The following is a 22,476-nucleotide window of genomic DNA, read 5'->3' on the forward strand; positions in this document are numbered from 1 at the left end:
AGCGGCCTCATGGTTGATCGAAACTGTTTTTGATCGGTTTCCATTTCCTTCCATTAATTCGAGAGAGTGAGTTATGACCGACGAACGAGCCCAGGCGGCGTTACATGCGGCGCAACACGCCGCGATGGCCGCTCATCACGCCGCCATGGCCGCCCAATGTGCGGCAATTGCCGCCGGGGCACCGCAGCAAGGGACCGGAGGCGGACCCGGGCAGATGCAGGGAGCGCCCATGGGCTATCAATATCCGGGGCAAAACCCCTACATGCAGCAGCAACCGGGCCCGCACCCGATGACCGTTTGGTGATCGCTTGTTGCTTTCGCCCTCCACCCTTCCGGCGTACCTGCACAGCCGGGGGCATCTGGAAGAACACGACGGGTTCGAAGCGGTTGACGTCATCTCACCAACGGTCGGGCGAAATCGCAACTTTCTCGTTCGAAACAAAGATGGATCGGGGTTGTTCGTCAAGCAGATTCGTTCGCTCGACCCAACCCTGATCGCCGACCAAGAGATCGAAGCGTCCATCCTCGATTCGTTTCATCGGCACTACGGCTGGTCGTCACAACGGGAATGCGTTCCACGGTTGGTCGACTTCGATCGGTCGTGCCATGTGTTGATCCTGGAGTACATCGACGGGATAACGTTGCTTGACTGGTCCGCGACGCTGCCGATCGAGACCCGTGCGCAACGATGGCTTGCTTGGTCAGCGACCTTGGGCAAGACAGTCGCCCAGTTCCACAACGGCGGACGCGATCCGGCCAATGACGAACAACGAAGGAGTCTGCGCGCGAGCCTGCCGGTTGCGATTCGTCTGCAGGCTCCCGAGGGCTATGCGGCTCAAGCCGGATCCGCCTTCGCTGCAATCATCCGGATGGTTCAACAAGACACCCCATTGTTCAAGGAGTTGCAGCGCAATCAAAGTCTCTGGTGCGACACCTCGATCATCCATGGTGATCTGAAGTGGGACAACGTGATGGTGAAACCAGATTCGGAATCCCGCGTCACGATTGTCGATTGGGAACTCGCCGCATCGGGAGATCCCGCCTGGGATATCGCCGGCGTACTGCAATCGTACATCGCAGATTCGATCCAGAGATCACTCGCGCCGGCATCCGACCACGCAATCGATCGACGCGAAGCAGCCGACTGTTTTTTTGAATCGTATTCACAACACAGTCGTGTCCCGTGTGACACCGGCTTTGTCGATCGGGTCAATCGCTTCTGTGCGTCACGATTGATTCAGACCGCCTTGGAACACGATTTCCATTCAAGCACCCCCGGGGTCTTTTCGATCCGGTTGATCGAAACGAGTCGCAAGATGCTGTGCCAGCCTTCTGCCAGACCTGTGCTTCACAGGTCAACGGCCCGATCACAGAGTCATGATGAAGTGGCCCCGGATTCCTTGCGCGATCAATTGTTGACGATCGCGAAGCGTCTTGAGATCATTTCGGACTCCACGTTCGTTTTTTCTGGAAAGGTCCATCACGTCGATCAGGCGTGTGACTTGAAGTTTAATGGTTCCCCGGCAACGCCGCGCGAGAAACTGATCGATGCCTTGACGCTGGTGGTTTACTTTTCCGCCTATTGCCGCGACCCAGACGAAGCACCGTATGTCGTCCCAGCCGATTTGGTGCCTGACCCGTGGTTCGTCGAGCGACTCTCGAGGGCCAATCAGACCCGCGGAGCGTTGGAGCCGGGATGGTCGCCGGTCCGGTCGGGCTTACATGGATGGACGATGCAGCGGTTGGATGTGATGCGGATCAACCGCGAAGACCGCACCTGTCTGCCGTACTATTATTTCGCGCTGAGTGAAACGTTGCCGAATGATCGCGAGGACGCGGACCATGTTCGGTTCTATTTCCATTGCGATCAGCATTCGGTGTTCGACGTCATGAAAGCACTGACGCTCTGTCTCAATCGCTCGTGCGTTCCGTTCTGCATCAAATGCATGAATCATTCCCGGTTGTTCGGCCGACGCGATGCGTTGGTGTTGTTTGTTGAAAAGCGCGACGTCGATTTGGTGATGCGCTGCGTCGAAGATCTGGTCGATCGCTCCGCGGTTCGCCTTTCGCCGGGGATCCCGCTGTTCACCAAAGCGATCCGTCCCGGAATCGGGATCGCGGAAGATCCCGGCGACGGTCAAAGCTTTGGCCAAAAAGTCAGCCGGCTGCTGGCCGAGGCGTTGCTTCTCGCTAATCAAACGAATGATTTACACGGCCCCAAGGTGTTGGACCACATCGAAAAACATTTTCGTCGCGCTGGTATCGATCTGGATCATGCACACCTGCGACCCGGATCCGCGGAGTGGTTTCACCCGGGGGGGCTTTTCGGTCTGAGTTTACTTTGAAATCGACGCGGCAGCGGCGCGCAGTCGTGAAATGGGGTCGGCGGCATCACTGGGTGCGGTTTCCACGTTCGTCTCGCGGGGAAGGTCGCGGGCGTCGAGGATGCGTTGGGAGCCGGCGGTCACTCGCCATTGGCCGTCGAACAGGCTGACGGTGCCGCGAATACCGCTGGTCACCCAACGGCGCGGCGAGGGCTGTCCGCGATGGAGTCGACTCGCAAAGGACACTCCGTCCAGCGTACTATCTGCGGGAACTTCAACGCCGGCGAGTTCGCACAGGGTCGGAAACAAGTCGGCCATGTCGATCAGGTCGTCGGCCACCGCCCCGGCCTCGATCTTTCCCGGCTGCCGGACGATCAACGGAACGTGGGTGCCAGCGTCGTTGAGATCCGTTTTTCCGCCATGGACGTTGCCGGCAACCGTGCTGCGCGGCGTCTTCGAGTCGGTGCCGTTGTCACCCATGAAGATCACGATCGTGTTTTCCGCAATTCCCAACCGGTCGACCTCGTCCAGGATGCGGCCGCAAATTTTGTCCATGTAGGCGACCATGCCGCCCAGTGATGCTTGCGTGCCACCGGCCTTGTCGTCGGGAGTTTCGATGATCGGCCAGTGCGGCAGCAGCATGTTGTGATGAATGTAGAACGGACGTTTTGCCTGGACCGCCGTACGCATCTGGTCGATCACGTAATCGGCCAACACGTCGGGGCCGAAACGGTCGGCGATGTCTTCACGAACGCGTCCGTCGTGATTGAAACACGGGTTCCAGTAGCGGGTCGTTTTGGCTCCTTGACGCCAGATCTGCCAAACGCACCATGACTTGAAACCGGCATCGCGACAGTGCTCGGGATGAAATTCCAATGCCGCCAATTGCCACTTGCCGGTCACGGACGTCAGGTAACCGGCGTTTCGCAGCCGTTGCGGAGACGTTGTCCAGCGTCGGCGGAAATCGACGGCCTTCTTCGTGCCTTGATGAACCGGCAGCACATCAAAATAACCGTGGCGCGACACGTACCTGCCTGTGTAGAGGCTCATCCGCGACGGAGTGCAGACGGGACTGGTGTACGCGCGGCTGAAACGCATCCCCTGTGCGGCAAGTCGGTCAAGGTGCGGCGTGTTGAAATCTTTGCCGCCGTAGCAGCCGAGCGCTTCGTAGCCGAGATCATCGGCAAGGAGCAGCAGGATGTTGGGAGGGGGCGGCGATGCGTTCGTGTTCCCCGTGCAGGACAACGTGACGAGGACGGCAAGTGCGATACAAAACGCATGAGCGAAGACATTCAATTCAAAAACCCTATTTCGAGCGGCAGGCTTGGCATTGGCGGGGAAGTCGCGACGCGGACGAGTCGATTATACTACGCGGCGTTTTTCGTTTCAGCTTTCCGATCGTACTGCCAATCGATTGCCGTTCAAAGGACATCATCATGAAACCCACACGCCGAGCGTGCCTTCTGTTCTTCGTCGCTGCGTTTCTGGTCCCCGTTTCCGCGGAAGCCGCACCGAAAAATGTGGTGGTGTTTTTCGTCGACGACATGGGATGGACCGATCTCGGTTGCACCGGTAGCGATTTCTACGAAACGCCGAACATCGATGCGCTTGCCGAAAACGGAGTCCGATTCACCAACGGTTATTCTGCCTGCACCGTTTGTTCTCCGAGCCGTGCCGCACTGATGACAGGCCAGTCACCCGCCCGTCTGCACGTGACGGATTTCATTCCCGGTCACCCCTTTGTCAACACGCCGATGACCATTCCGCAGTGGACTCAGGTCTTGGAGAAACGGCATCTCACTCTGCCCGAGATACTGAAGCCACATGGTTACACCAGTGTGCACCTGGGAAAGTGGCACCTTGCACATCGCGACGGATACGTCACGGGGCGAGAGGATAGTGCGGATCCTGATTTTTATCCGCAAGCACACGGATTCGACATCAATATCGGTGGCTGTGAAAAAGGGGCGCCCCCGAGTTATTTCTGGCCCTACGGAAAAGGCCGCAGCAAAGACAAAAAGAAGGACAACACGATTTTCGCCACGCTGCCCCGAGGCGACCTTTCGGATCAGGAACGAGAAGGCGAATATTTGACCGATCGACTGGCCGCGGAAGCGGAGCGTCTGATCGATCAATTCGCGGCCCGGGACAAGCCGTTCTTCATGAATTTGTCGTTTTACAACGTCCACACGCCGCTGATGGGGCGACCCGACCTGGTGAAGAAATACGAAGCGAAGCTCAAGAAGGATCCGCAGCGAAGGCATTCTAACGTTCGATACGCGGCGATGGTTGAAAGCGTCGATGAAGCCGTCGGACGGGTCGTCGAGAAGCTGCAAGCACACCACCTGTGGGAGGACACGTTGGTCATCTTCACCAGCGACAATGGCGGGCTCAAGCCGGTGGCAACGGACAATGCCCCGCTGCGTCAAGGCAAGGGCGGTATCTATGAAGGCGGCGTTCGCGTCCCACTCATCATACGATTGCCGCGGGAGGGAGTTGCCGGCGCGCTTTGCCATCGACCGGCCATCACGATGGATATTCTGCCGACGATCTGTGACGTGCTTGAGATCGAATTGCCGAATCAGGCCGCAAGGGTGCAAGACGGCTTTTCGCTATTGCCCTACCTGAAAGATCCGTCGGCCCCTTCCGTTCGCGAAGATCTGTATTGGCATTATCCCCATTACCATTCGATGGGCGCTCAACCCTACAGCGCGATCCGCTCGGGGAACTGGAAACTGATCGAAGTATTCGGGCAGCAGCCGTTGGAACTCTACGACCTCGAAAACGATCTCGGCGAGAATCATAACCTGGTCAATGAGCGACAGGAACTGGCACAACAACTCCATGCCAAACTGGTTGCCTGGAAAAACTCGGTCGGGGCTCAGAGGCCAATGAGAAACCCGCTATTCGACCCCAACGAGGAAACGGGAGTCAATCGAAATGGCAAGCTCCGCAAGGCCGCTCCGATCCGCGAGTGAAGCTGTCCCATCGTAGAACGTTGACAAAGTACTTGCTGGAGAGAGTGGATCAGATTCGTTTTAGGAAATTCAATCCGAACCTGCCATAGTCTTGGCCGTCGACATCGCCGTCGCCGTCGGAATCGAGTTGAGCGTTGAAGCGGGCTTGGCCAGCGGTCGCTAAAAAAGTCAATCCGAAGCGGCCGTAGTCCTGGCCATCGACATCACGGTCTCCATCGCTATCGCCGTAGAGACGGAACAGGCCATCGACGGCTTGTTCGCCGAAAACAACGTCGCGGAACATTTCGAAGCCGCGCACCGAGCGGATGTCGGATGCGTCGATGTGAAGCCGGTAATTTCCGTCGGCCAGCGAATTCCCCTGTGCCCCGATTCCGTTCCGGTTGACGGTGCTCTCGCCGTCAAACGTCAGCGTGACGGTGGTCATCCCGTCATTCAAGCTGGCTGCCACATCAATCAGACCGACGGGAGTGGACGTCGAAGTGTTGACGAGCGTGAAGGCGGATTGCAAGGGTTCCGTTTGCAGCGTTTCGCCAAAGGTCACGGTGACGGAGGTGACCTGCGATCGACTGCTTGCACCCTCATTGATGACGATCTGTTGAACCGTCGGCTCGGCCGTCACCAACGTGACACTGGCATCGGCGTCCACCAAGACGGCTTCTGCAGGAACCACCTGGTTCTCGCCAAAGAGCAGCAGCGGTTCGAATCCTGCGCTGGGCGTTGTGTTGATGATCAGCGGTGAACGGAGCGGTTCGGTCAGGAAAACTTCCAGGCGAAAGACGTCAAACGGTTCGATGAACTGTCCGTCTTGGGTCAGCCCACGAACCCCGCCGCCCGCGGCCGGAATCAATCCCGTTCCGCCGACGTCGATGAACCCCGACGCCATGTCAATGGTGCCGCGATTGAGCAGGTAGAAGAAGCGTTGATTGTTGTTGAATGTCCGGCTGCGGGTGTCCAGATTAAAACGTAACGCGTCAGGGTTGGGCGTGACGCCGTCGGCCAGCAGGGGGCTGAATTCGTCAACGGACGTCGGGACCGTGACGTCGAAGTTACTGGTGACGATCAAGTTGGGCAGGTCGATGTTCGCAAAGGCGGGGTCGACGAATCGAACTTCGATCAACAAATCGCTCGACGGCAGCCCGATCACCTCGTACTGCGACGGTTGATACCCCAGAAAATTGAGAGCCGCTTTGACTTCTGCAAACGGTTCGTTGGAAATGTCCGCAAAGTCGGCGACGTAGGTTTGCGAAGCTCCTTCCATCGTGAATGCGGCAGAGCCCGAAGAAGCGCTGTAGATCTCTTCGCCGAAAATGATGCGTTGGGTTTCGCGGAGGACAGGTTGCAGCAACCCGGGTTGGCTGACATCCAGATTCACGTGAACGCCAAAGGCTCCCAAGTCATCGCCGAAGGTGCGCAGGTCCGAGTAGGCGACTTCCAGGAAAAATGAATTCTCGATCCCGACGCCCACTTCGACTTCGCCGTTGACCACGGGAAGCAATTGGTCCTCGAAATCCCGCGCGGTCAAAAAGTATTCCACCAGTGGAGTCGTCGCGTTCGCTGTCGCTGCGATTTGGCTGGCGTTGATCGGCGCTGCGTCGCAGGCCGGTGCGAATTCCGGACTCGGCACGGCGGCGCCGCCAGGTGCGTCGGCCAGGGTTGCAAGCAGATGTCGCGGTTCCAATGTTTCGCCGACCAACCGACGTCGTCGTGTCGGTCGCGGTCTCGCTGCGAGGGACCGTTCCGATGATTGCGTGTGGCAACCGCTTGTCCGTCCGTTGATCAGACATTTCCTTTCGCTACGATCCTTCTGCGCCATCTCCAATCTCCTCTTGATAGACGAAGTCATTGGATGACGATTGTAATCCAACGGAGTCTCATCCGGTGACCGCGCAGCGGTTAGTGCCCATCGAGGGGGCGGGCTGTCGATTGAGTGAGTCGCGGCCACGTAAACGGCCGGGCATTCCAGCGCCCGCCCGAGGCCTCACGGCCAGCGGCTCACCATTGAATCAGCAGATCCCGAGTCAATCGACGGCCCGCGGGCGCCGGGTTACTGACCTGCGGGGCTACTGAATTGCCGAGACGTTTTCGACCGGATTTAGCATCCATTCGAGCATCGAGAACGAGCGTGTCCGCGTCTTTGCAGCCATGTCCCATTCGATGATGGTGCCAGAGGAGTCCCAGGAATACAGGGTTGTGCCGCTGGTCGCGAGTCCCATGATCGGGGCGGTGTGCCCGGGCAGAACGCATTGTTCGGTTCCCCTCTGGAGATCAAGGACGCCGATCAAGTGCTTTCCGTGGCGGTGCGAGGCAATTGCCGCCCAGTCGCCCCGCTCGCCGATCGCCACAATCGGCGCCGATGCTTTGCAGGTCCAGCGGCGTGCGTCGGCATTGCCGGGCCCGGAATCAACGGGGTAGAGTGAAATTTCGTGCGGCGCGCCATTGTTCATGACCACCAGCAATCGGCCTGGTTCAAAGTACTCGGCGTCAAAAATCGATCGTTCGTTCGATGCGATCCGTTTCAAGATGTTTCCCGACTGGAGATCTCGAATCGAAATGCCTCCGTCGACGTTTCCCGAAATGATGCGCCGGGAGTCGGCGGAGAAGGCCAGTGCCTTTTGGGTTCCGACCTCCCGCGAGCGATAATGTTGGTGCTGATGAAGCAAGCGGTTTTCGGACAAGCTCCAAACCCAGACGTGATCGTCGTTGATGGCCGCCAGTTTTTCGCCGTCGGGTGAAAACCGCAGTTGGATCGGATCGTGAAACGTTGCACCGTCGATGGTTTTGATTTCCGCCATCATCTTGGCATCGGCCATCGGCGTCACGCCGGTCATCAACCGAACGGCGCCATCGGCACCAACCACAGCGATCGTTGATGCGTCGGGGGAGAGCGCCACCGTGAGCGGTTGCAGATGATGCGCGTCAAGCGAAATGGCTTCGTGCGTTTTGAGGTTCACCAAGACGATATCCGACTTGATCCCCTCGGTCTGTGCGTTCAGTTTAGAACGGACAACGACCGCGGCCATGCCGGTCGATCGGTTGAATGACAGGTCCTCGAACCACACCGAGCGAGTTTCGGTGACGGGTTGATAGCGAAAACCGGTCCCCCAAATCACGACCGCTTCGGCGCCGGCGAGCACGAGGACGCCGCCGAGCAGCAGACCCCACAGCGCGAAGAAGTCGATCACCTGTTTCCAGCTCGTCCACAGTCTCTGAAATCGCATCAGTTTTAACACGCTCAGGCAACCGATAAATAACAGAGCAGGGAGAGCTGAAAACAAACCAGGCTTGCGGCAACGGTCATCGCCATTCGCCGCTGGTGTTTGTACAGCGTGATCAGCACGGCGCAAACGAGCGCCGTGCAGATCAACTTGACCGTCACAAACAACCACACCTGGCCGTCTTGCAGATCGAGCAGCCAGACCCCGATTGGGTTCTGTTCCATCTCATAGATCACTTCATGATTCGTGACGATCAATGCCGCGTCGTGCACCGAGACAAACGCGATTAACAGGCAACAGACCCCCAGTGAGAAGGGACCGGATTCAAGCGATCGCCAAAAAAGCGACGTCACCATTCGGGGCCACGAACCGGATTTCACAGGCAGTCGGCTAATCTGCCGACGTTTCGGCATGAGTAATTCCATTGCTTCGGTCTACTCTTATGTTTGAGAATTGACGCCGCCACGGTCAATCGATTTGTTTGCGTTCAGAACGATTTAAAACGCGTTCGCCGATCAAAACAATGCGTGAATCAGGTCGTTTCAGGGATCGGCGGAATAAACGCCGTCGTTCTCCTGTTGCGGGTCGTGGGCTGATGCCGAACTTGCGATCTCGCCAGATATGAAGATTTCGCGTTCAAATCGGCTCCGATTCCAAAGTGTCCACCAAAGGAACCGTGCGTTGTTCTCGGGCGCTGAGCACGGCGGAGTCGACGATCTGCTGGCCGATACGGCTGATCCGGGTGGACAACGGACCGTCGATTTGGCGGTTCGTTCGAATCACGTCCACCATGTATTGAATCGGATTTTGCAGCGGTGCCGCCAACGGGGCCGGTTCAATCAACTGGCCTGCCGGGCAATCACGTGTCTGTACCCGCATCGACGTGTCATAGTCGTAGCTGGAAATCGTTCCTTCGGTGCCGACCAGGACAAAGCCGCACTTGGGTTGCGGTTGATGCGTCCAGGGGTCGGTGAAGGTGCCCCAACGGGTCTCGAACTTGGAGAGCCCGGTTTCATAGCGAGCCACGACGACGCTGTGTTCGTCGACCTCCAATCCGGCGGGGCGATCGACCATCGCGGTGACTTCGATCGGTCGCCGCCCATCCATGTACCAGGTTCCCAGCGTTGTTCCGTAACCGAGGTAATCGAGCAACGATCCCCCGCCGTGACTTTGCTTGTAAAACCAGCTGGTCGGTTTGGCTTGGTCGACCTGCTCGGCCGTCCGTTCGACTTTGTCGGCCACGTGCCAGAGCGGACCGCGGTTGCCGCCATAGTAGTGCACCTCAATGCACTGCCCGATGCGTCCCTCGTCGATCAAGCGTTTGGCCATCCGGTGAGACGCGACCCAGGCCAAGGGCCAATTGATCGCCAAGCGGACGTCGGCAGCCCGGCAGGCGGCGATCATCCTGTCGGCTTCGGCCAGTGATCCGGCGAACGGCTTTTCGACCAACAGGTCACAGCCGAACGGCGCGATCCGTTCGACCCAGTCACCATGTTTGGACGCCGCCGGACACAAGATCGCCAAGTCAGCCGAGGTCGCATCAAACAACGTTTGCGGATCACTGTGCACCCGGTCCTGCGGAATCTGGAACGTGTTGATCGCATCCCGCATCCGTTCGGGATGTTCATCACAGATCCCCACCAGTTCCACCTCCGGATGCTCGTGCGCCATCCGCAACAGATCCCCCATGTGAAAATGATCAAAATTGATTCCAACAACTTTCATGCGGTCGCTCATCACCATCGCTCCTGGTTGACGAAAGGGGTGTCGTTCGGGGCCGGATTGTAGCTCACCGCGATCATCCCGTTCACAGTTCGGGTTTCAAGGCTCGGGTTTCAAGGCTTGGGCAACGATGGAATCAGGGCTGGGTCGGATCCTCGCGAAAACCGCCAAAGCGGGGCGCAAAGACTTGACAGGCGATTGTGCCGCAACGCTAATAGTTAGCAGGCTAACGAATTGTCTCGGCTCCGGAGTTCGGCCCGTGTTGGACTATGATTTTGACGAGAGCATCGGTTACTGGCTGACCGTGACGACGCAGCGTTACCACCGCGCCTTCAACGACGCCCTGGTGCCCTACGGGATCACGTTCCGCCAGAGTCAAGTGCTCGGTTGGCTGGCCTTGGAGGGCGAGCTTTCGCAAGCCGAGTTGGCCGGCAAAATGATGATCGAGCCGCCGACCTTGGTCCGCATTCTCGATCGGATGGAACGCGACGGATTGATCCGACGTCGCCCCTGCCCGGCCGATCGTCGCCGCAAGTTGATCGGCGCGACGGCGAAATCGAAGCCGGTTTGGGCCAAGATCGTCGACTGTGCCAAAGGGATTCGCGCACAGGCCACCGCTGGATTGACCGATCGACAGCAAGCCACGCTCAAGAAGCTGCTCGGCCGGGTCCATGAAAATCTGTTGCTGCAACCGCCGGCGGAGCTGTCCGACCGATAGCCGACGACACCTTCCCCGCCACCGTCGACGTCGGCATGTTGCCTGTTGTATGACGCATCCGAATTGTCCGAGCTGATGAATATGAAACCCTCTTGTGTCTTTCGTCTCGCCCTGTTCTTGCTCGCCCCATTCTTGATGGCGGTGACTGCCGGCGTTCACGACGCGCACGCCCAACAGCCGCCGCCTGCGCCGGTGGCCGTCGCCGACGTGGTGCAGATGGATGTCTCTGCCGGCCAAGCGTTTGTGGCCACCGTGATGCCGCTCAAACGTGCCATCGTGGGCAGTGCCGTGGACGGACGGGTGGTCGAATTGGTCGTTCACGAAGGGGAACGCGTCGCCAAGGGCGCGCCACTGGCCAAGTTGCTGACCGCGACGATCGAATTGGAACTCGCCGCCGCCGAAGCCGAATTGGATCTGCGAAATCAAGAACTCGCCGAACTGGAGGCAGGGTCGCGGCGCAACGAAATTGAACAAGCCAAGGCCAAGATGTTGGGAGCCAAGGCCGACATGGATTTCGGCCGGGCGCAGCTGACGCGTTTGCAACAATTGCGGACATCGAATTCCGCATCGCCGGAAGAATTTGAACAGGTCAAGGCTCGGGCCAGTCAGTCCGAGCAGGTCTACCAGGAGCTCAAGGCGGCGCACGATCTGATCGTCGAAGGGCCGCGTCCGGAGCGAATCGCCCAGGCGCGGGCACAGGTCGCTTTTCAGCAAGCGATGGTGGACCGCATCAAGGACCGGATCAAAAAGTACACCGTCATGTCGCGGTTTGACGGTTACGTGGTCGCCGAGCACGTCGACGAAGGGACGTGGGTACAAAGTGGCGACCCGGTGATGGAGGTGGTGGCGTTGGACGAAGTCGAAGTCTACGCCTATGTCGTCGAGCAGCATGCCGCACACATCAAACCGGGGACGACCGTCCGCGTCGATGTGCCCGCGCTGCCGGGAGAAATCGTCACCGGCGAGATCACCACCGTCATTCCGCAAGCCGATGCAAAGTCCAGGACCTTTCCCGTCAAAATTCGCGTCAAGAACACGATCACCGACGACGGGCCGCTGCTCAAGGCGGGGATGTATGCCCGCGTCGAATTGCCGATCGGCCCGAAACAGAGTGCGATCATGGTGCCCAAGAACGCGTTGGTCTTGGGAGGCCCTCGACCGCTGGTCTACGTCGTCGACGGCGGCGATCAGGGTGGCGGCAGCGTGCGTCCGGTCCCGATCGAGGTCGGCGTCGCGATGCCGAATCTGATCCAAGCCATCGGGCCGCTCGAAGCGGGACAGCGGGTCGTCGTGGAAGGGAATGAACGTTTGCGGCCGGGACAACGTGTCGTGATCTCACGCGTCGTGGAGCCTCAATCTCAGCCCGCCCCGAACGAATCAAACAGAGGCAACGAGCATGGCACTGATTGAAGCCTTCGTCAAAAATCCGGTCAAAGTCAGCGTCGCCGTTTTATTGGTCTCCCTATTCGGTGTCGTCGCACTGACGCGGATGCCGATGCAATTGACGCCCGAAGTCCAGATCCCCACGATCACCATCGAGACCACTTGGCCCGGAGCGAGCCCGCAGGAGGTGGAGCAAGAGATCACGATGGAGCAGGAGGAACAGCTCAAGAGCGTCGAAGGTGTCACGAAGATGACGTCCGAGAGCGCGGATTCCAAAGGCACCATCACGCTCGAGTTCTTGGTCGGCACCAACATGGAGGAGGCCTTGTTGAAGGTCAACAGCCGGCTGCAACAGGTGCCCGAGTATCCCGAGGATTCCGACGAACCGGTGATCACGACGGCCAATGCCTCCGACCGGCCGATCGCCTGGTTCATCTTGAGCACGCGTCGACCGACCGACGAACAGTTCCAGGCATTTGAAGCCCGGCATCCCGAACTGGTCGAAAAACTCGCGCCGGCACGCCACGCCCACAACGTGGGGCTGGTCATGTTGCGGCTGCGGTTGTTGGCCCAGGAACACCCCGAGGTTAAGGAACTGTTGCCGCCGGATGATCTGGACGTGACCAAGCTGAGACGGTTTGCCGAAGACGAAATCGAAGCCCGTTTTGAACGGGTTCCCGGCGTTTCCCAATCCAACGTGATCGGCGGTTTGGAAGACGAATTGCAGGTGATCGTCGATCCCGAAAAACTGGCCGCCAGACAATTGACGTTGGCCGATGTCCGCAACGTCTTGCAGGGGCAAAACAAAGACACGTCGGCGGGAGATTTTTGGGAGGGCAAACGGCGTTGGGTCGTCCGCGCGATGGGCCAATTCCGCAGCCCCGAACAGGTCGAGCAACAGTTGTTGTCGGTCACGGCCGGGGCACCCGTCTTTGTCCGCGATGTCGCCAAAGTTGAATTGGGTTACAAAAAGCCCGACGGATTGGTGCGGCGATTCGGCGAGTCCAGCATCGCGATCAACTGTTTGCGCGAAACCGATGCCAACGTGTTGGACGTGATGGAGGGTTTGCGCGCCGCCAATCAAGACATCGACGAAAACATCTTGGAGCCGCGGGGGCTGCAGCTGACTCAGGTCTACGACGAAACGGAGTACATTTATTCGTCGATCGAGTTGGTGCAACAAAACATCTTCATCGGCGGTGCGTTGACGATGATCGTGTTGATGCTGTTTTTGCACTTGGGTGTGCGGACGATCGTAACGATCCCGCTGATCGTCGCAAGCTCGTTGGCGGCGGCCTATCTGTCGCCACTGTTCTTTTTGATCTGTATCGCGATCATTCTGGTCGCCGGGTTTTGGTTCGCCCGCGGCGCGTTGGTGGTCGCGTTGGCGATCCCGACCAGTATCATCGCTTCGTTCCTGGTGCTGGGCGTGCTGGGCCGATCGTTGAACGTGATCAGCTTGGCCGGGTTGGCGTTCGCGGTGGGCATGTTGGTCGACAACGCGGTGGTGGTGCTGGAGAACGTGTACCGGCATTTTAAATCGGGCGAATCCGCGGTCACCGCCGCCGTGCGGGGAACCCAAGAGGTCTGGGGCGCGATCGCCGCTTCGACGATCACGACGATTGCCGTGTTCTTGCCCATCGTCTTCGTTCAGGAAGAAGCCGGGCAGTTGTTTCGCGATATCGCGCTGGCGATCAGCGCCGCGGTCGCGCTGTCGTTGGTGATCTCGATGTCGGTGATTCCGACCGCGGCATCGCGGCTGTTTCAATCCCAGCCCGATCGAGACGCCCCGTCGGGGCAGACGCCGCCGCCGCAAAACACCAATCGCATCACGCAATTCATTCTGTGGCCGGTCAATGCGTTTGGCGAAACCTTTGTTCGCGGCACGGTCGGATTCAACGACTGGATCCAACGCGGCACGTTGCGGCGGCTTGGTGTGGCCGCTGCGTTGGTCCTGATGGCACTCGGAATCAGTTGGTCGTTTTGGCCCAAGGTCGAGTATCTGCCGACCGGAAACCGCAACCTGGTGTTCGGGATCCTGTTGCCGCCGCCGGGATACAACCTGGATCAGTTGACCGCGGCCGGCAAGACTGTGGAAACCGCACTGCGCCCCTACTGGGATGTGGATCCCGAAAGCGCCGAAGCCGCCGCCTTGGACTTTCCCGCCATCGGCGACTTTTTCTTTGTCGCCCGTGGACGGCAGGTGTTCATGGGCATTCGGGCCTACGATGGACAGCGTGCCGGTGAACTCGTTCCGCTGGTGCAGCAGGTCGGCGCTTCGATGCCGGGAACCTTTGCCGTCGCCAAACAATCAAGTCTGTTCGAACAAGGGTTGACCGCCGGCCGAACGATCGAGATCGAGATCACCGGACCGGACTTGATCAAGTTGGTCGCGTTGGGGGGACAAACGATCGGCAAGGTCAAACAGATCATGCCGACCGCTCAGGCACGGCCGATTCCGAGCCTGGATTTGTCCAGCCCGGAAATCCACATCACGCCCAAATTGGTCCAGGCGGCCGAGATGGGTGTCAGCAGTCGTGACCTCGGGTTTTCGGCCAACTGTCTGATCGACGGTGCGTATGCCGGCGATTATTACCTGGACGGAAAGAAGATTGACCTGACGATCGTGGGTGAACTGGAATACGCCGACACGACGCAAGAGATTCAAGCGTTGCCGATCGCGACGCCGGGTGGACAGCTGATTCCGCTCGCGGCCCTCGCCGACGTCGATTTGGCCAGCGGCCCCGAACAGGTCAATCACCGCGAACGCGTCCGCGCGATCACGATCGAAGTCTCTCCACCACCCGAAGTCGCGTTGGAAGATGCGATGGCACAAATCAAACGCGAGATCGTCGATCCACTGACCGAAAGCGGCCAACTCGGGGGCGGCTATCAAGTCAATTTGGCCGGGACGGCGGACAAATTGAGCAAGATGCAGACGACGTTCTTGGGCCAATGGTCGGGCTGGAATCTTGACAGCTTGCTCAGCGTGTTGACCAGCCAGTTTGTGTTGGTGATCCTGATCACGTACCTGCTGATGGCGGCATTGTTCGAATCGTGGCTGTACCCGTTGGTGATTATTTTGACGGTGCCGCTGGGGGCGGTCGGGGGCATTCTGGGGCTGAACCTGTTGAATGTCTATCTGTCGATGACCGGACAGTTGACGCAACAACTGGACATTTTGACGATGCTCGGTTTCGTGATCCTGGTCGGTACGGTGGTCAATAATCCGATTCTGATCGTGCACCAGTCGCTCAATCATATGCGCGAGGACGGCATGTCGCCGCGGGGGGCGATTCTGGAGAGCGTGCGGACCCGGATTCGCCCGATCTTCATGACGACGTTGACCACGGTGCTGGGGTTGTTCCCGTTGGTTCTGTTCCCCGGTGCAGGCAGCGAACTGTACCGCGGATTGGGGAGCGTCGTGCTCGGCGGTTTGTTGGTGTCCACCATCTTCACGCTGGTGTTGGTGCCGACACTGTTCAGCTTGCTGTTGGAAGCCAAGGCCGGTTTGACGCGACAGTTGTTTGGCAACCGGGCGGGAACGACATCGCAGTCGGCGGCGTTGCCAAGTCAGCGGCGAACGGTTCAACTGGTGCAGCCGGGGGAACCGACGACGCAGGATGCTGATTCATCGTGTGATCGACCGACCGACGACCGCGTTCACCAGCCCGCATCATCGACCCCGGCTTCACAGGATGATCGATAGCCGCCCGCGTTGATGACCATGACTGGAATTGATTCTCGACACTGCAATGAACTGTTGTCCGATCAGGACGGTGATTACCGCACCGCCGATGGTCCGAAACGCTGGATGGCGCGGAGTTTTCCGACCGTCAGCTTCTATCGCCAGTTCGCGTGGAATGTGTATCGATCCAGTCGGATCGCCCGGCAGGGAAAGTATGGAAACCAACGCTGGAGCGAAACCAGCTTCGAAGTCATGCAGTCTCTCGAATCGGTCGGCGTTCGATTCGAAGTCACCGGTCTGCGGCACTTGGGCGATCTGACAACACCTTGCGTGTTGATCGGCAACCACATGAGCATGCTGGAGACGATCGTCCTGCCCGCCATCATCCAGCCGATTCGCGACGTGACGTTTGTGGTCAAGCAGAGTTTGATGGACTATCCGGTGTTTCGTCACATCTTGCGAACACGCGACCCCATCGCCGTCTCACGCGAAAATCCGCGTGAAGACTTCAAGCGGGTGATGACGGAGGGAGCCGAGCGTCTCGCCAAGGGCGTCTCGATCGTCGTGTTTCCCCAGACCACCCGCAGCGACAGCTTTGATCCGGGCACGTTCAACTCGATCGGTGTCAAACTGGCGGCTCGGGCCAAGGTCCCGGTGGTGCCGATCGCGCTGCAGACCGATGCGTGGGGGAACGGCAAGTGGATCAAGGATCTCGGTCCGATCGACCCGCGCAAGACGGTTCGATTTGCGTTCGGGGAACCGATCGCCATCGAAGGCCGTGGCGACCGGCAGCAACAAGCCGTGATCGACTTTATCGCGACCAAACTGGATCGGTGGAACGCCGGCACGTAGGACGAGAGACTGTTTCCGCGACGACCTGGCCAACCCATTTTTTGACCCCTTCCGGCCCACCATTCCGCAAGCCCAGATCCTCGTGCGATCCCCGGCTTGACGAAGGGCACCGACAACGGCTATCGCGGGTCCAGTTTTCGCGACGTTTCGATGTCGCGGCGTGAGGCTTCGGAGTCTTTGTTTTTTTGGTGGGCTTCGCTTCGAAGCGAATACAGATGCGACAGGCTTCGACGTTGAATGTCTTGCCATCCGGGGTCGCTGATTGGTGGAGCGGCCTCTTCGATTTCGATGGCGCGGGTGAGATGAAAGATGGCGGAATCCATGTCGATGCCTTGCTGCAGAAATGCCCGCCCCAGCAAGCCGAACACATAGGTGTCCTCCCCTTCGTTCATGATCCAATCATCGAGAATCGCGATGGCTTCGGTGTATTCCTCCGCGTCGATCAGCAGGTTGGCCAGACTGTTGGACTGTTCGGGGTCCAAGGCGACGTTTTCGCGCGCGTCATCGATGGCCCGTTTGAGGTAGCGTTGATTGCCGGACGATTCAAACCAGTCGCGATAACAGTCCGATCGCAGCCCGAGCAAGTGGGCCCGCTCGTCATCGTCGCCGGCCCGCTCCATCGCATCATCGAAATCGTTCACTGCCTCGTGGAAGCGTTCGTTGAACTGGAAGAACAACGCACGCGCCTGCAATGTATCGACACAGCGGTCGATGCTTACCGCACGATCGTAACTCTGTTGGGCCAATTCGAATTCGCCGTCACGATCCTGAATCTTTGCCAATTCGATCAAGGCCTCCGGCGAATCGGGCGCTGCGGCCAACGCCATCTCGACGGCTTGTTTGTTGGCATCGCCATCGTCGGACAGCTTGCCGAGTTCCAGCAGGGGCGCGGGATTGCTGGGGTCAATGCGGTTGGCGATGTCAAAGTAATCGATCGCTTCGCGTCGATGGCGGGCCGCCGCGTCGGAATCCCCGTTCCTTTCCGCCGCCCGCATGCTCATCAGTGTCCAGTTCCCGGTGTCGACATATTCATCCGACCACGCGCGATCGTCTTTGGTCACGTCGTCCAGCGGGATGTTCGGTGGAGCGACCAGAGGCACGTTGAGCGTTGTCGCGAGATGTCGAGCTGCGACTGCGACCGATCGACAGGCCTGCTCGGTCGAATCACAGCGATACGTCGTCAGCAAGGGGACCAATGGGCCGCCGACAACCAATTGGACTTCGGCGATCTCCGGGTTCGGATCGGGCTGCGGCGCGATGCGGATTTCCGTCAATTGATCCAGCGGATAGGTGTTTTGGGATCGGTTTCGACGATGCAGAATCGTGCCTTCGTTCCAGTCGATCACGGTCTCACCGTCGGCCAGCAGCAGATGGCAGGCCAGCACCAAGGCGGCGTAGCATCCCGCCAGAAGGCCGGCGACCACCACGCTGACTTTCAGCCCCGTCATGGCCGCGTCGTTGATCGCCCCCAGCGCGCCGCCACAGGCGATCAGGCCCAACAGCAAAACCGCGACCAGCACCGTCATGGCGCCCCACGGCAACGCACTGGTCCGGACGACCGCTACCCGCACGCCCGGACGCCAATCCGTCGGCGATTCGTCGGTCCCTGAAGCATCAAAATCTGGGGCAGTGATCCAAGGGTATTCCATCAACTGTTTCCTCCCCATCACGCAACACGACGCCGTCTCAGCTGTCATGATATCCGCCATCGTGTCACCCTTGGCTGAAAAATCCGCCATGAACGCCATTTGCCCTCGCTTGCCAAAAATACGTCTCTTGCCAAAAAGGTGTCGGACACCTTTTTCACGCGGCGGCGGCGGTGATTGCGATGCGTTATACTGGTGATTCCGCCGCGGGTCTCTTGTCTCCTTTTCTTTCGTTGAGTCAGCGTGATGGATGTCTTTGAATCGGATACTCCCAGTCTGTGCGATCGCTGTTTGAGAGAGCTGGTCGGCGGTCGGGGCGAGTTTTACGAAATTGACATCCAGGCCACCGTCGATTCGTCGCCTCCCATCCTGGACTCCCCGGCAACGCTGGACCGTGATGAAATGGATGCTCAATGGGGCAAAGTCATCGAGCAACTCGAATCGACGCCTCAAGTCGATGCAGAAAACCAAGTGCACTGTCGGCGGCGGCTGCTGCTTTGTTCGCCCTGCTTTCAGGTCTGGATCGAAAACCCTGCCGGCGGCGAATGAGCGGCCGGTGGAGATCGCAATCGATCTTGCCGTCCGGGGCTGGCAAGCTTATCTAATGAGCTGCGGGTTTCACGACACGCGAAACGTTTTGACAGCAAACAGAATGGAATCTGGGAATGAATCGAGTGCTGCCCTTCTTGGTGACGGGGTTTATCTGGCTGTTGCGAACCACCTGTCGCGTCCGCGCGATCAATGATTCTCGGGATCGGCTTCGCGCGGCCGGACAGCCGTATCTCTATGCCGGCTTGCACGGACAGCAAATTGCCATGGTGGTCCACGCCGAAAAGGGGGCGGGCGCCTTGGTGTCGCGCAGTAAAGACGGTGACTTGATCGCCCGGACGCTTGAGAAGACGGGGGTGACTCCGATTCGAGGCAGCAGCGGTGCGAGCCGAAAAGGCGGCGTCGCGGCGCTACGGGGGCTGGTCGCCCATGTCTCCGGCGGCAGACCGGCTTGTCTGGCCGTGGACGGACCAAAGGGGCCACGTGGGATCGCCAGTCCCGGTATCGCGATGTTGTCGCAAAAAACCGGCGCTCCTGTCCTGCCGATGTCCCTGATTCCCACCAAACGGATCGTCTTGTCGCGGACCTGGGATCGCACGCAGATTCCGCTTCCGTTTTGTCGCATTGACGGCGTGTTCGGCGACCTGATGTACCCGCGTGATGGAGAGTCCGTCGGGGAGTTTACCCAGCGGATCCAGGACGAGTTGTTGCGTTTGGAGGCAACCTACGATCCGAAAGAAGCCGCAAAGACTCACGCCGCGATGAAGCCGTTGTTCAATGACAAAGGCGGGTCGAAGAAGCGGGCGGCGTAGGATCGAGTGGAAAGTAAGTTAAGTATCGAATCGATCAGAGAGGGATCGGCGTCCCGCCATTCCTTTCGGCATCGACAATCTGGAAGCCTATCCCACGTCGTTGCATCGCGCAGCCCAGGCGTAGGGCGGAGCCTTGGAACGAGAGCGGACGGGAACGAGAGGCCTCTACTTGCCGTCCAGGTCCCAGGCGTCGAGCCAGGTCGTCTTTCCGGCTTTCATGCCGAAGTCTTTTTCCAGCCGTTCGGCCATGTCGGGGAGGTGTCCGGCGCCGTAGAACACGGCCAGGGATTGCTTGCCGGCGGCTAATTCTTCGCGCAGGACTTGAAACGCCTTGGCATTGCGTCCCTTGATCAGCGTGTTCTCACCATTGGCATCGTTGATTCCGGCCGTCACCGCTTCCATGTCGATCAACTGATTGGCCATCGCGTTTTTCATCGCGGTCGAACGGTCTTGGCTGAACAATGCCATCAGCACGCCGAGGTCGCCACCGCTTTTGGACTGGGTCGCCAAGCCGGCTCCCATCATCCTGGCGATCATCTTCAGCACGCTGTCGCCGCGTCGTTGCAGATCCTCGCTGAACTCTTCGGGGCTCATGTCGGCATGTCGAAAATTGGCGGACATGTAGTCGATCAATTCCAGCTGGTATTCCAGTTTCAGCATGTCCTTCATGCCGGTTTGCATCGAAGCGACCAGCGATCGGCGTTCCTTCAGATCTTCGGGGCGAATCCGGGTGCCGTCCGGGGCGACCAGTTCGTACAGCACCGAATCGTATTTCGACAGCCGTTCATTCAGATCCTTGTAATAGTCTTTTTCGCCGATGTGAACGACACCCACCAGATCGACGATGGCGCCGTCGTAACGGGTGCCGGGCTTGCCGTGATAGCGGACGATCGCGGTCTGCAACGCGACTTTCCGGCCCTTGTCGTCTTTCTTGATCCGCAGATAAGACGCTTCGGGTGCTTCCGACGCTTCCTTTTCCGCAGCGTCTGCTTGGGCCTTCGGTTGGGACTCTGCCGTTGCAGATTGGGCGACACTGGCGGCGGCCCCGAGGAACAGGTTGACCAGCGTGAGGACGACGAACAGGGCGAACAGGAGCAAACGCATGGGAGGGTGCCTGGGTTGGAGGCGAATAGGTAGCTCGATTCCTACAATCGACAAGCTCGTTGAGCACAAACGAACCTACCGTAGCATAGCGCTCGATCCGGATCGCGGCAACTTGAACTGCACCACCGTTCCAAGCAGACTGGCCGGTGGAGCAGAAGTGATTCGGCGTGCGCGGCCCTTTCTTGGCGACCCAATCGCGTCCCCGGTCGCTTCGTTGACTCTGGTTGTCGAAGATTCGTCCACCGCTTAGAAATGGTGCGGGCGTCGATCGAATGTAGTCCAGCCACCGGCTGAGAAGGAAGTCATGGAATTCATTGAATTAACCGGAAAAACGTTGCTTGATGTGATCAACGAGGGGGAAGTCGATTTCAACGAACTGCGTCAAGCGGGCGTGACCAGCGACTCGATCATTCGGATCAACCGATTCGGTGAAATCGAACTGCGCAAGCAAGGCGAATGGACTCTCGTGGGGGGGCTGATCGGCAACTTTGAGGAGCGTCTTCAGAAACTGACCGGGCTCGATTGGGTCTAGTATTCCGTGTCACCTTGGTTTTCGGGTAGGTCATGCTGTGCATGACGTCCTTATTGTCACGCACAGCGTGACCTACGCCAGTTTGCTCTACCCGAAACTTGAGCTGACACGGAATACTAGTGCAGCATCTGCATCCACTGCCGCATCTTGTCCGGGCACAGCGTTCCGATTCGATCGCCGTCACAGACATCTCCGCGGACGGCGAAGCAATCGGGCCGAAACTCGGGGGGCGGGATCAGCTTTGCCATCCCTGCGACCTGGTCTCGTGTGATCGAACCGGCCAGCGACCACCAAAGGAGCTGTTGGTGGGCTTGGCGGCCAAGGTTCAACAGTCGCGAGGAACCCAGCAGGTCGATCGATGACCGGCCGTTCTTTTCGCAGGTATCCAGCAGGATGCGTCGAAAACCATGGCGGGCGGCCAAGTCCAGGATCTGTTCGGCCGGCAGGCAGTCGGCCGATCGGTGGTCCGCATAGGCGACCGCAACCAATTCAACCCGGTCGGGCAACCGTGCCCGGACGGCGTCCCACATGCCCCTGGTCTGGTCCGGATCGTTGCACCCACTCGGGCCGGCCTTGGCAAACGCGAACTCCGGCGGCAGCTGATCGGCAAGCCCCACCGCCTGATCGGATTCCCCCAACGCGGCCGAAAGCAGGGGGCCGTCCTTGCCGGCGCTCGCCCAGGACGCGACCTGGCGCCAGATTTGGACGGCGACGGGCGCCAACGCGCCGCGGCGTGGTTCTTTGAAGTCCAAGATCGCGACGTCAAATTCGACCGCCCGCTTCGCCTCGGCCAGATCGCGCACGCTGACCAGCCATTCAGGTTTCACGGGTGCGAGGGGCGTTTTCGCGGCCTGCCGGAATCGGCTTGATGGTGCGTTCGTGGGCATGCAGGATGGTCGCGCGGGGGCCGGGCGGTTAGAGTGATGGCCGAAAAGAAAGAACGTCGGGGGTGG

At 59.2% G+C, this 22,476-nt stretch carries 18 protein-coding genes; 10 read left to right on the forward strand and 8 right to left on the reverse strand.

The genetic code is table 11. The features are described 5' to 3' along the window. The first annotated feature begins 73 nt into the window (after nt 1-73). Together Enr13x_RS05670 and Enr13x_RS05675 are read left to right on the forward strand one after the other, a co-directional pair. The gene (locus Enr13x_RS05670; RefSeq protein ID WP_145385117.1) at nt 74-304 is read left to right on the forward strand and encodes a hypothetical protein; all 231 of its coding nucleotides are present in this window, start codon (nt 74-76) and stop codon (nt 302-304) included. A 7-nt stretch (nt 305-311) separates the two neighbouring features. Continuing rightward, complete coding sequence (locus Enr13x_RS05675) at nt 312-2,345, forward strand: T3SS effector HopA1 family protein (RefSeq protein WP_197455817.1); 2,034 nt, start codon at nt 312-314, stop codon at nt 2,343-2,345. Here Enr13x_RS05675 and Enr13x_RS05680 read toward each other — a convergent pair. After that, complete coding sequence (locus tag Enr13x_RS05680; protein WP_231744115.1) at nt 2,337-3,620, reverse strand: sulfatase-like hydrolase/transferase; 1,284 nt, start codon at nt 3,618-3,620, stop codon at nt 2,337-2,339. The genes Enr13x_RS05675 and Enr13x_RS05680 overlap by 9 nt on opposite strands. Before the next feature lie 140 nt (nt 3,621-3,760). Here Enr13x_RS05680 and Enr13x_RS05685 point away from each other — a divergent pair, with 140 nt between their 5' ends. Continuing rightward, entirely contained in the window at nt 3,761-5,302 is a 1,542-nt protein-coding gene (locus Enr13x_RS05685; protein ID WP_145385119.1) for a sulfatase, read from the forward strand. Between the two features lie 49 nt (nt 5,303-5,351). Here the strand turns inward: Enr13x_RS05685 and Enr13x_RS05690 are convergent, their stop codons facing one another. The 4 genes from Enr13x_RS05690 to Enr13x_RS05705 all read right to left on the reverse strand — a co-directional run bounded on the left by Enr13x_RS05690 (nt 5,352) and on the right by Enr13x_RS05705 (nt 10,254). Next, on the reverse strand, nt 5,352-7,115 hold the full coding sequence (locus Enr13x_RS05690) for a hypothetical protein (RefSeq protein WP_145385120.1): 1,764 nt from the start codon (nt 7,113-7,115) through the stop codon (nt 5,352-5,354). Between the two features lie 247 nt (nt 7,116-7,362). Then, nucleotides 7,363-8,520 carry a WD40 repeat domain-containing protein gene (locus tag Enr13x_RS05695; RefSeq protein WP_145385121.1) on the reverse strand — a complete coding sequence of 386 codons (1,158 nt, stop codon included), beginning with the start codon at nt 8,518-8,520 and terminating at the stop codon, nt 7,363-7,365. A 14-nt stretch (nt 8,521-8,534) separates the two neighbouring features. Next, the gene (locus Enr13x_RS05700; RefSeq protein ID WP_145385122.1) at nt 8,535-8,873 is read right to left on the reverse strand and encodes a hypothetical protein; all 339 of its coding nucleotides are present in this window, start codon (nt 8,871-8,873) and stop codon (nt 8,535-8,537) included. A 280-nt stretch (nt 8,874-9,153) separates the two neighbouring features. Further along, the gene (locus Enr13x_RS05705; protein WP_145385123.1) at nt 9,154-10,254 is read right to left on the reverse strand and encodes a Gfo/Idh/MocA family protein; all 1,101 of its coding nucleotides are present in this window, start codon (nt 10,252-10,254) and stop codon (nt 9,154-9,156) included. Between the two features lie 244 nt (nt 10,255-10,498). On the opposite strand from Enr13x_RS05705, the gene Enr13x_RS05710 reads away from it, so the two are divergent. The 4 genes from Enr13x_RS05710 to Enr13x_RS05725 all read left to right on the forward strand — a co-directional run bounded on the left by Enr13x_RS05710 (nt 10,499) and on the right by Enr13x_RS05725 (nt 16,880). Next, nucleotides 10,499-10,957 carry a MarR family winged helix-turn-helix transcriptional regulator gene (locus Enr13x_RS05710; protein ID WP_145385124.1) on the forward strand — a complete coding sequence of 153 codons (459 nt, stop codon included), beginning with the start codon at nt 10,499-10,501 and terminating at the stop codon, nt 10,955-10,957. 75 nt (nt 10,958-11,032) lie between these two features. After that, nucleotides 11,033-12,367, forward strand: coding sequence for an efflux RND transporter periplasmic adaptor subunit (locus Enr13x_RS05715; RefSeq protein WP_197455818.1), 1,335 nt, complete (start codon nt 11,033-11,035; stop codon nt 12,365-12,367). Continuing rightward, nucleotides 12,354-16,049 carry an efflux RND transporter permease subunit gene (locus tag Enr13x_RS05720; RefSeq protein WP_145385125.1) on the forward strand — a complete coding sequence of 1,232 codons (3,696 nt, stop codon included), beginning with the start codon at nt 12,354-12,356 and terminating at the stop codon, nt 16,047-16,049. The genes Enr13x_RS05715 and Enr13x_RS05720 overlap by 14 nt, the downstream gene beginning before the upstream one ends. Nucleotides 16,050-16,067: 18 nt before the next feature. Then, on the forward strand, nt 16,068-16,880 hold the full coding sequence (locus tag Enr13x_RS05725; protein WP_145385126.1) for a lysophospholipid acyltransferase family protein: 813 nt from the start codon (nt 16,068-16,070) through the stop codon (nt 16,878-16,880). Between the two features lie 119 nt (nt 16,881-16,999). Here Enr13x_RS05725 and Enr13x_RS05730 read toward each other — a convergent pair whose 3' ends face one another. Beyond that, nucleotides 17,000-18,619 carry a tetratricopeptide repeat protein gene (locus Enr13x_RS05730; RefSeq protein ID WP_197455819.1) on the reverse strand — a complete coding sequence of 540 codons (1,620 nt, stop codon included), beginning with the start codon at nt 18,617-18,619 and terminating at the stop codon, nt 17,000-17,002. 153 nt (nt 18,620-18,772) lie between these two features. On the opposite strand from Enr13x_RS05730, the gene Enr13x_RS05735 reads away from it, so the two are divergent. Together Enr13x_RS05735 and Enr13x_RS05740 are read left to right on the forward strand one after the other, a co-directional pair. Continuing rightward, complete coding sequence (locus Enr13x_RS05735; RefSeq protein WP_145385128.1) at nt 18,773-19,075, forward strand: hypothetical protein; 303 nt, start codon at nt 18,773-18,775, stop codon at nt 19,073-19,075. Nucleotides 19,076-19,191: 116 nt separating this feature from the next. Then, nucleotides 19,192-19,887, forward strand: coding sequence for a lysophospholipid acyltransferase family protein (locus Enr13x_RS05740; RefSeq protein ID WP_145385129.1), 696 nt, complete (start codon nt 19,192-19,194; stop codon nt 19,885-19,887). A gap of 165 nt (nt 19,888-20,052) precedes the next feature. Here Enr13x_RS05740 and Enr13x_RS05745 read toward each other — a convergent pair whose 3' ends face one another. Next, nucleotides 20,053-20,991 carry a TraB/GumN family protein gene (locus Enr13x_RS05745; protein WP_231744116.1) on the reverse strand — a complete coding sequence of 313 codons (939 nt, stop codon included), beginning with the start codon at nt 20,989-20,991 and terminating at the stop codon, nt 20,053-20,055. 304 nt (nt 20,992-21,295) lie between these two features. Between Enr13x_RS05745 and Enr13x_RS05750 the strand changes: the two genes are divergently transcribed. Then, nucleotides 21,296-21,523 carry a hypothetical protein gene (locus Enr13x_RS05750; RefSeq protein WP_145385130.1) on the forward strand — a complete coding sequence of 76 codons (228 nt, stop codon included), beginning with the start codon at nt 21,296-21,298 and terminating at the stop codon, nt 21,521-21,523. 116 nt (nt 21,524-21,639) lie between these two features. Here the strand turns inward: Enr13x_RS05750 and Enr13x_RS05755 are convergent, their stop codons facing one another. Further along, complete coding sequence (locus Enr13x_RS05755; protein ID WP_197455820.1) at nt 21,640-22,350, reverse strand: (5-formylfuran-3-yl)methyl phosphate synthase; 711 nt, start codon at nt 22,348-22,350, stop codon at nt 21,640-21,642. Nucleotides 22,351-22,476 lie beyond the last annotated feature (126 nt).

It is taken from the genome of Stieleria neptunia (assembly GCF_007754155.1).
Lineage (GTDB): Bacteria > Planctomycetota > Planctomycetia > Pirellulales > Pirellulaceae > Stieleria > Stieleria neptunia.

Coding starts and splice junctions, on each gene's coding strand:
- Enr13x_RS05670 (WP_145385117.1), top strand. CDS start 74: ATGACCGACGAACGAGCCCAGGCGGCGTTACATGCGGCGCAACACGCC.
- Enr13x_RS05685 (WP_145385119.1), top strand. CDS start 3,761: ATGAAACCCACACGCCGAGCGTGCCTTCTGTTCTTCGTCGCTGCGTTT.
- Enr13x_RS05690 (WP_145385120.1), bottom strand. CDS start 7,115: ATGGCGCAGAAGGATCGTAGCGAAAGGAAATGTCTGATCAACGGACGG.
- Enr13x_RS05695 (WP_145385121.1), bottom strand. CDS start 8,520: ATGCGATTTCAGAGACTGTGGACGAGCTGGAAACAGGTGATCGACTTC.
- Enr13x_RS05700 (WP_145385122.1), bottom strand. CDS start 8,873: ATGGTGACGTCGCTTTTTTGGCGATCGCTTGAATCCGGTCCCTTCTCA.
- Enr13x_RS05705 (WP_145385123.1), bottom strand. CDS start 10,254: ATGAGCGACCGCATGAAAGTTGTTGGAATCAATTTTGATCATTTTCAC.
- Enr13x_RS05715 (WP_197455818.1), top strand. CDS start 11,033: ATGAATATGAAACCCTCTTGTGTCTTTCGTCTCGCCCTGTTCTTGCTC.
- Enr13x_RS05720 (WP_145385125.1), top strand. CDS start 12,354: ATGGCACTGATTGAAGCCTTCGTCAAAAATCCGGTCAAAGTCAGCGTC.
- Enr13x_RS05725 (WP_145385126.1), top strand. CDS start 16,068: ATGACTGGAATTGATTCTCGACACTGCAATGAACTGTTGTCCGATCAG.
- Enr13x_RS05730 (WP_197455819.1), bottom strand. CDS start 18,619: ATGGCGGATTTTTCAGCCAAGGGTGACACGATGGCGGATATCATGACA.
- Enr13x_RS05735 (WP_145385128.1), top strand. CDS start 18,773: ATGGATGTCTTTGAATCGGATACTCCCAGTCTGTGCGATCGCTGTTTG.
- Enr13x_RS05740 (WP_145385129.1), top strand. CDS start 19,192: ATGAATCGAGTGCTGCCCTTCTTGGTGACGGGGTTTATCTGGCTGTTG.
- Enr13x_RS05745 (WP_231744116.1), bottom strand. CDS start 20,991: ATGCGTTTGCTCCTGTTCGCCCTGTTCGTCGTCCTCACGCTGGTCAAC.
- Enr13x_RS05750 (WP_145385130.1), top strand. CDS start 21,296: ATGGAATTCATTGAATTAACCGGAAAAACGTTGCTTGATGTGATCAAC.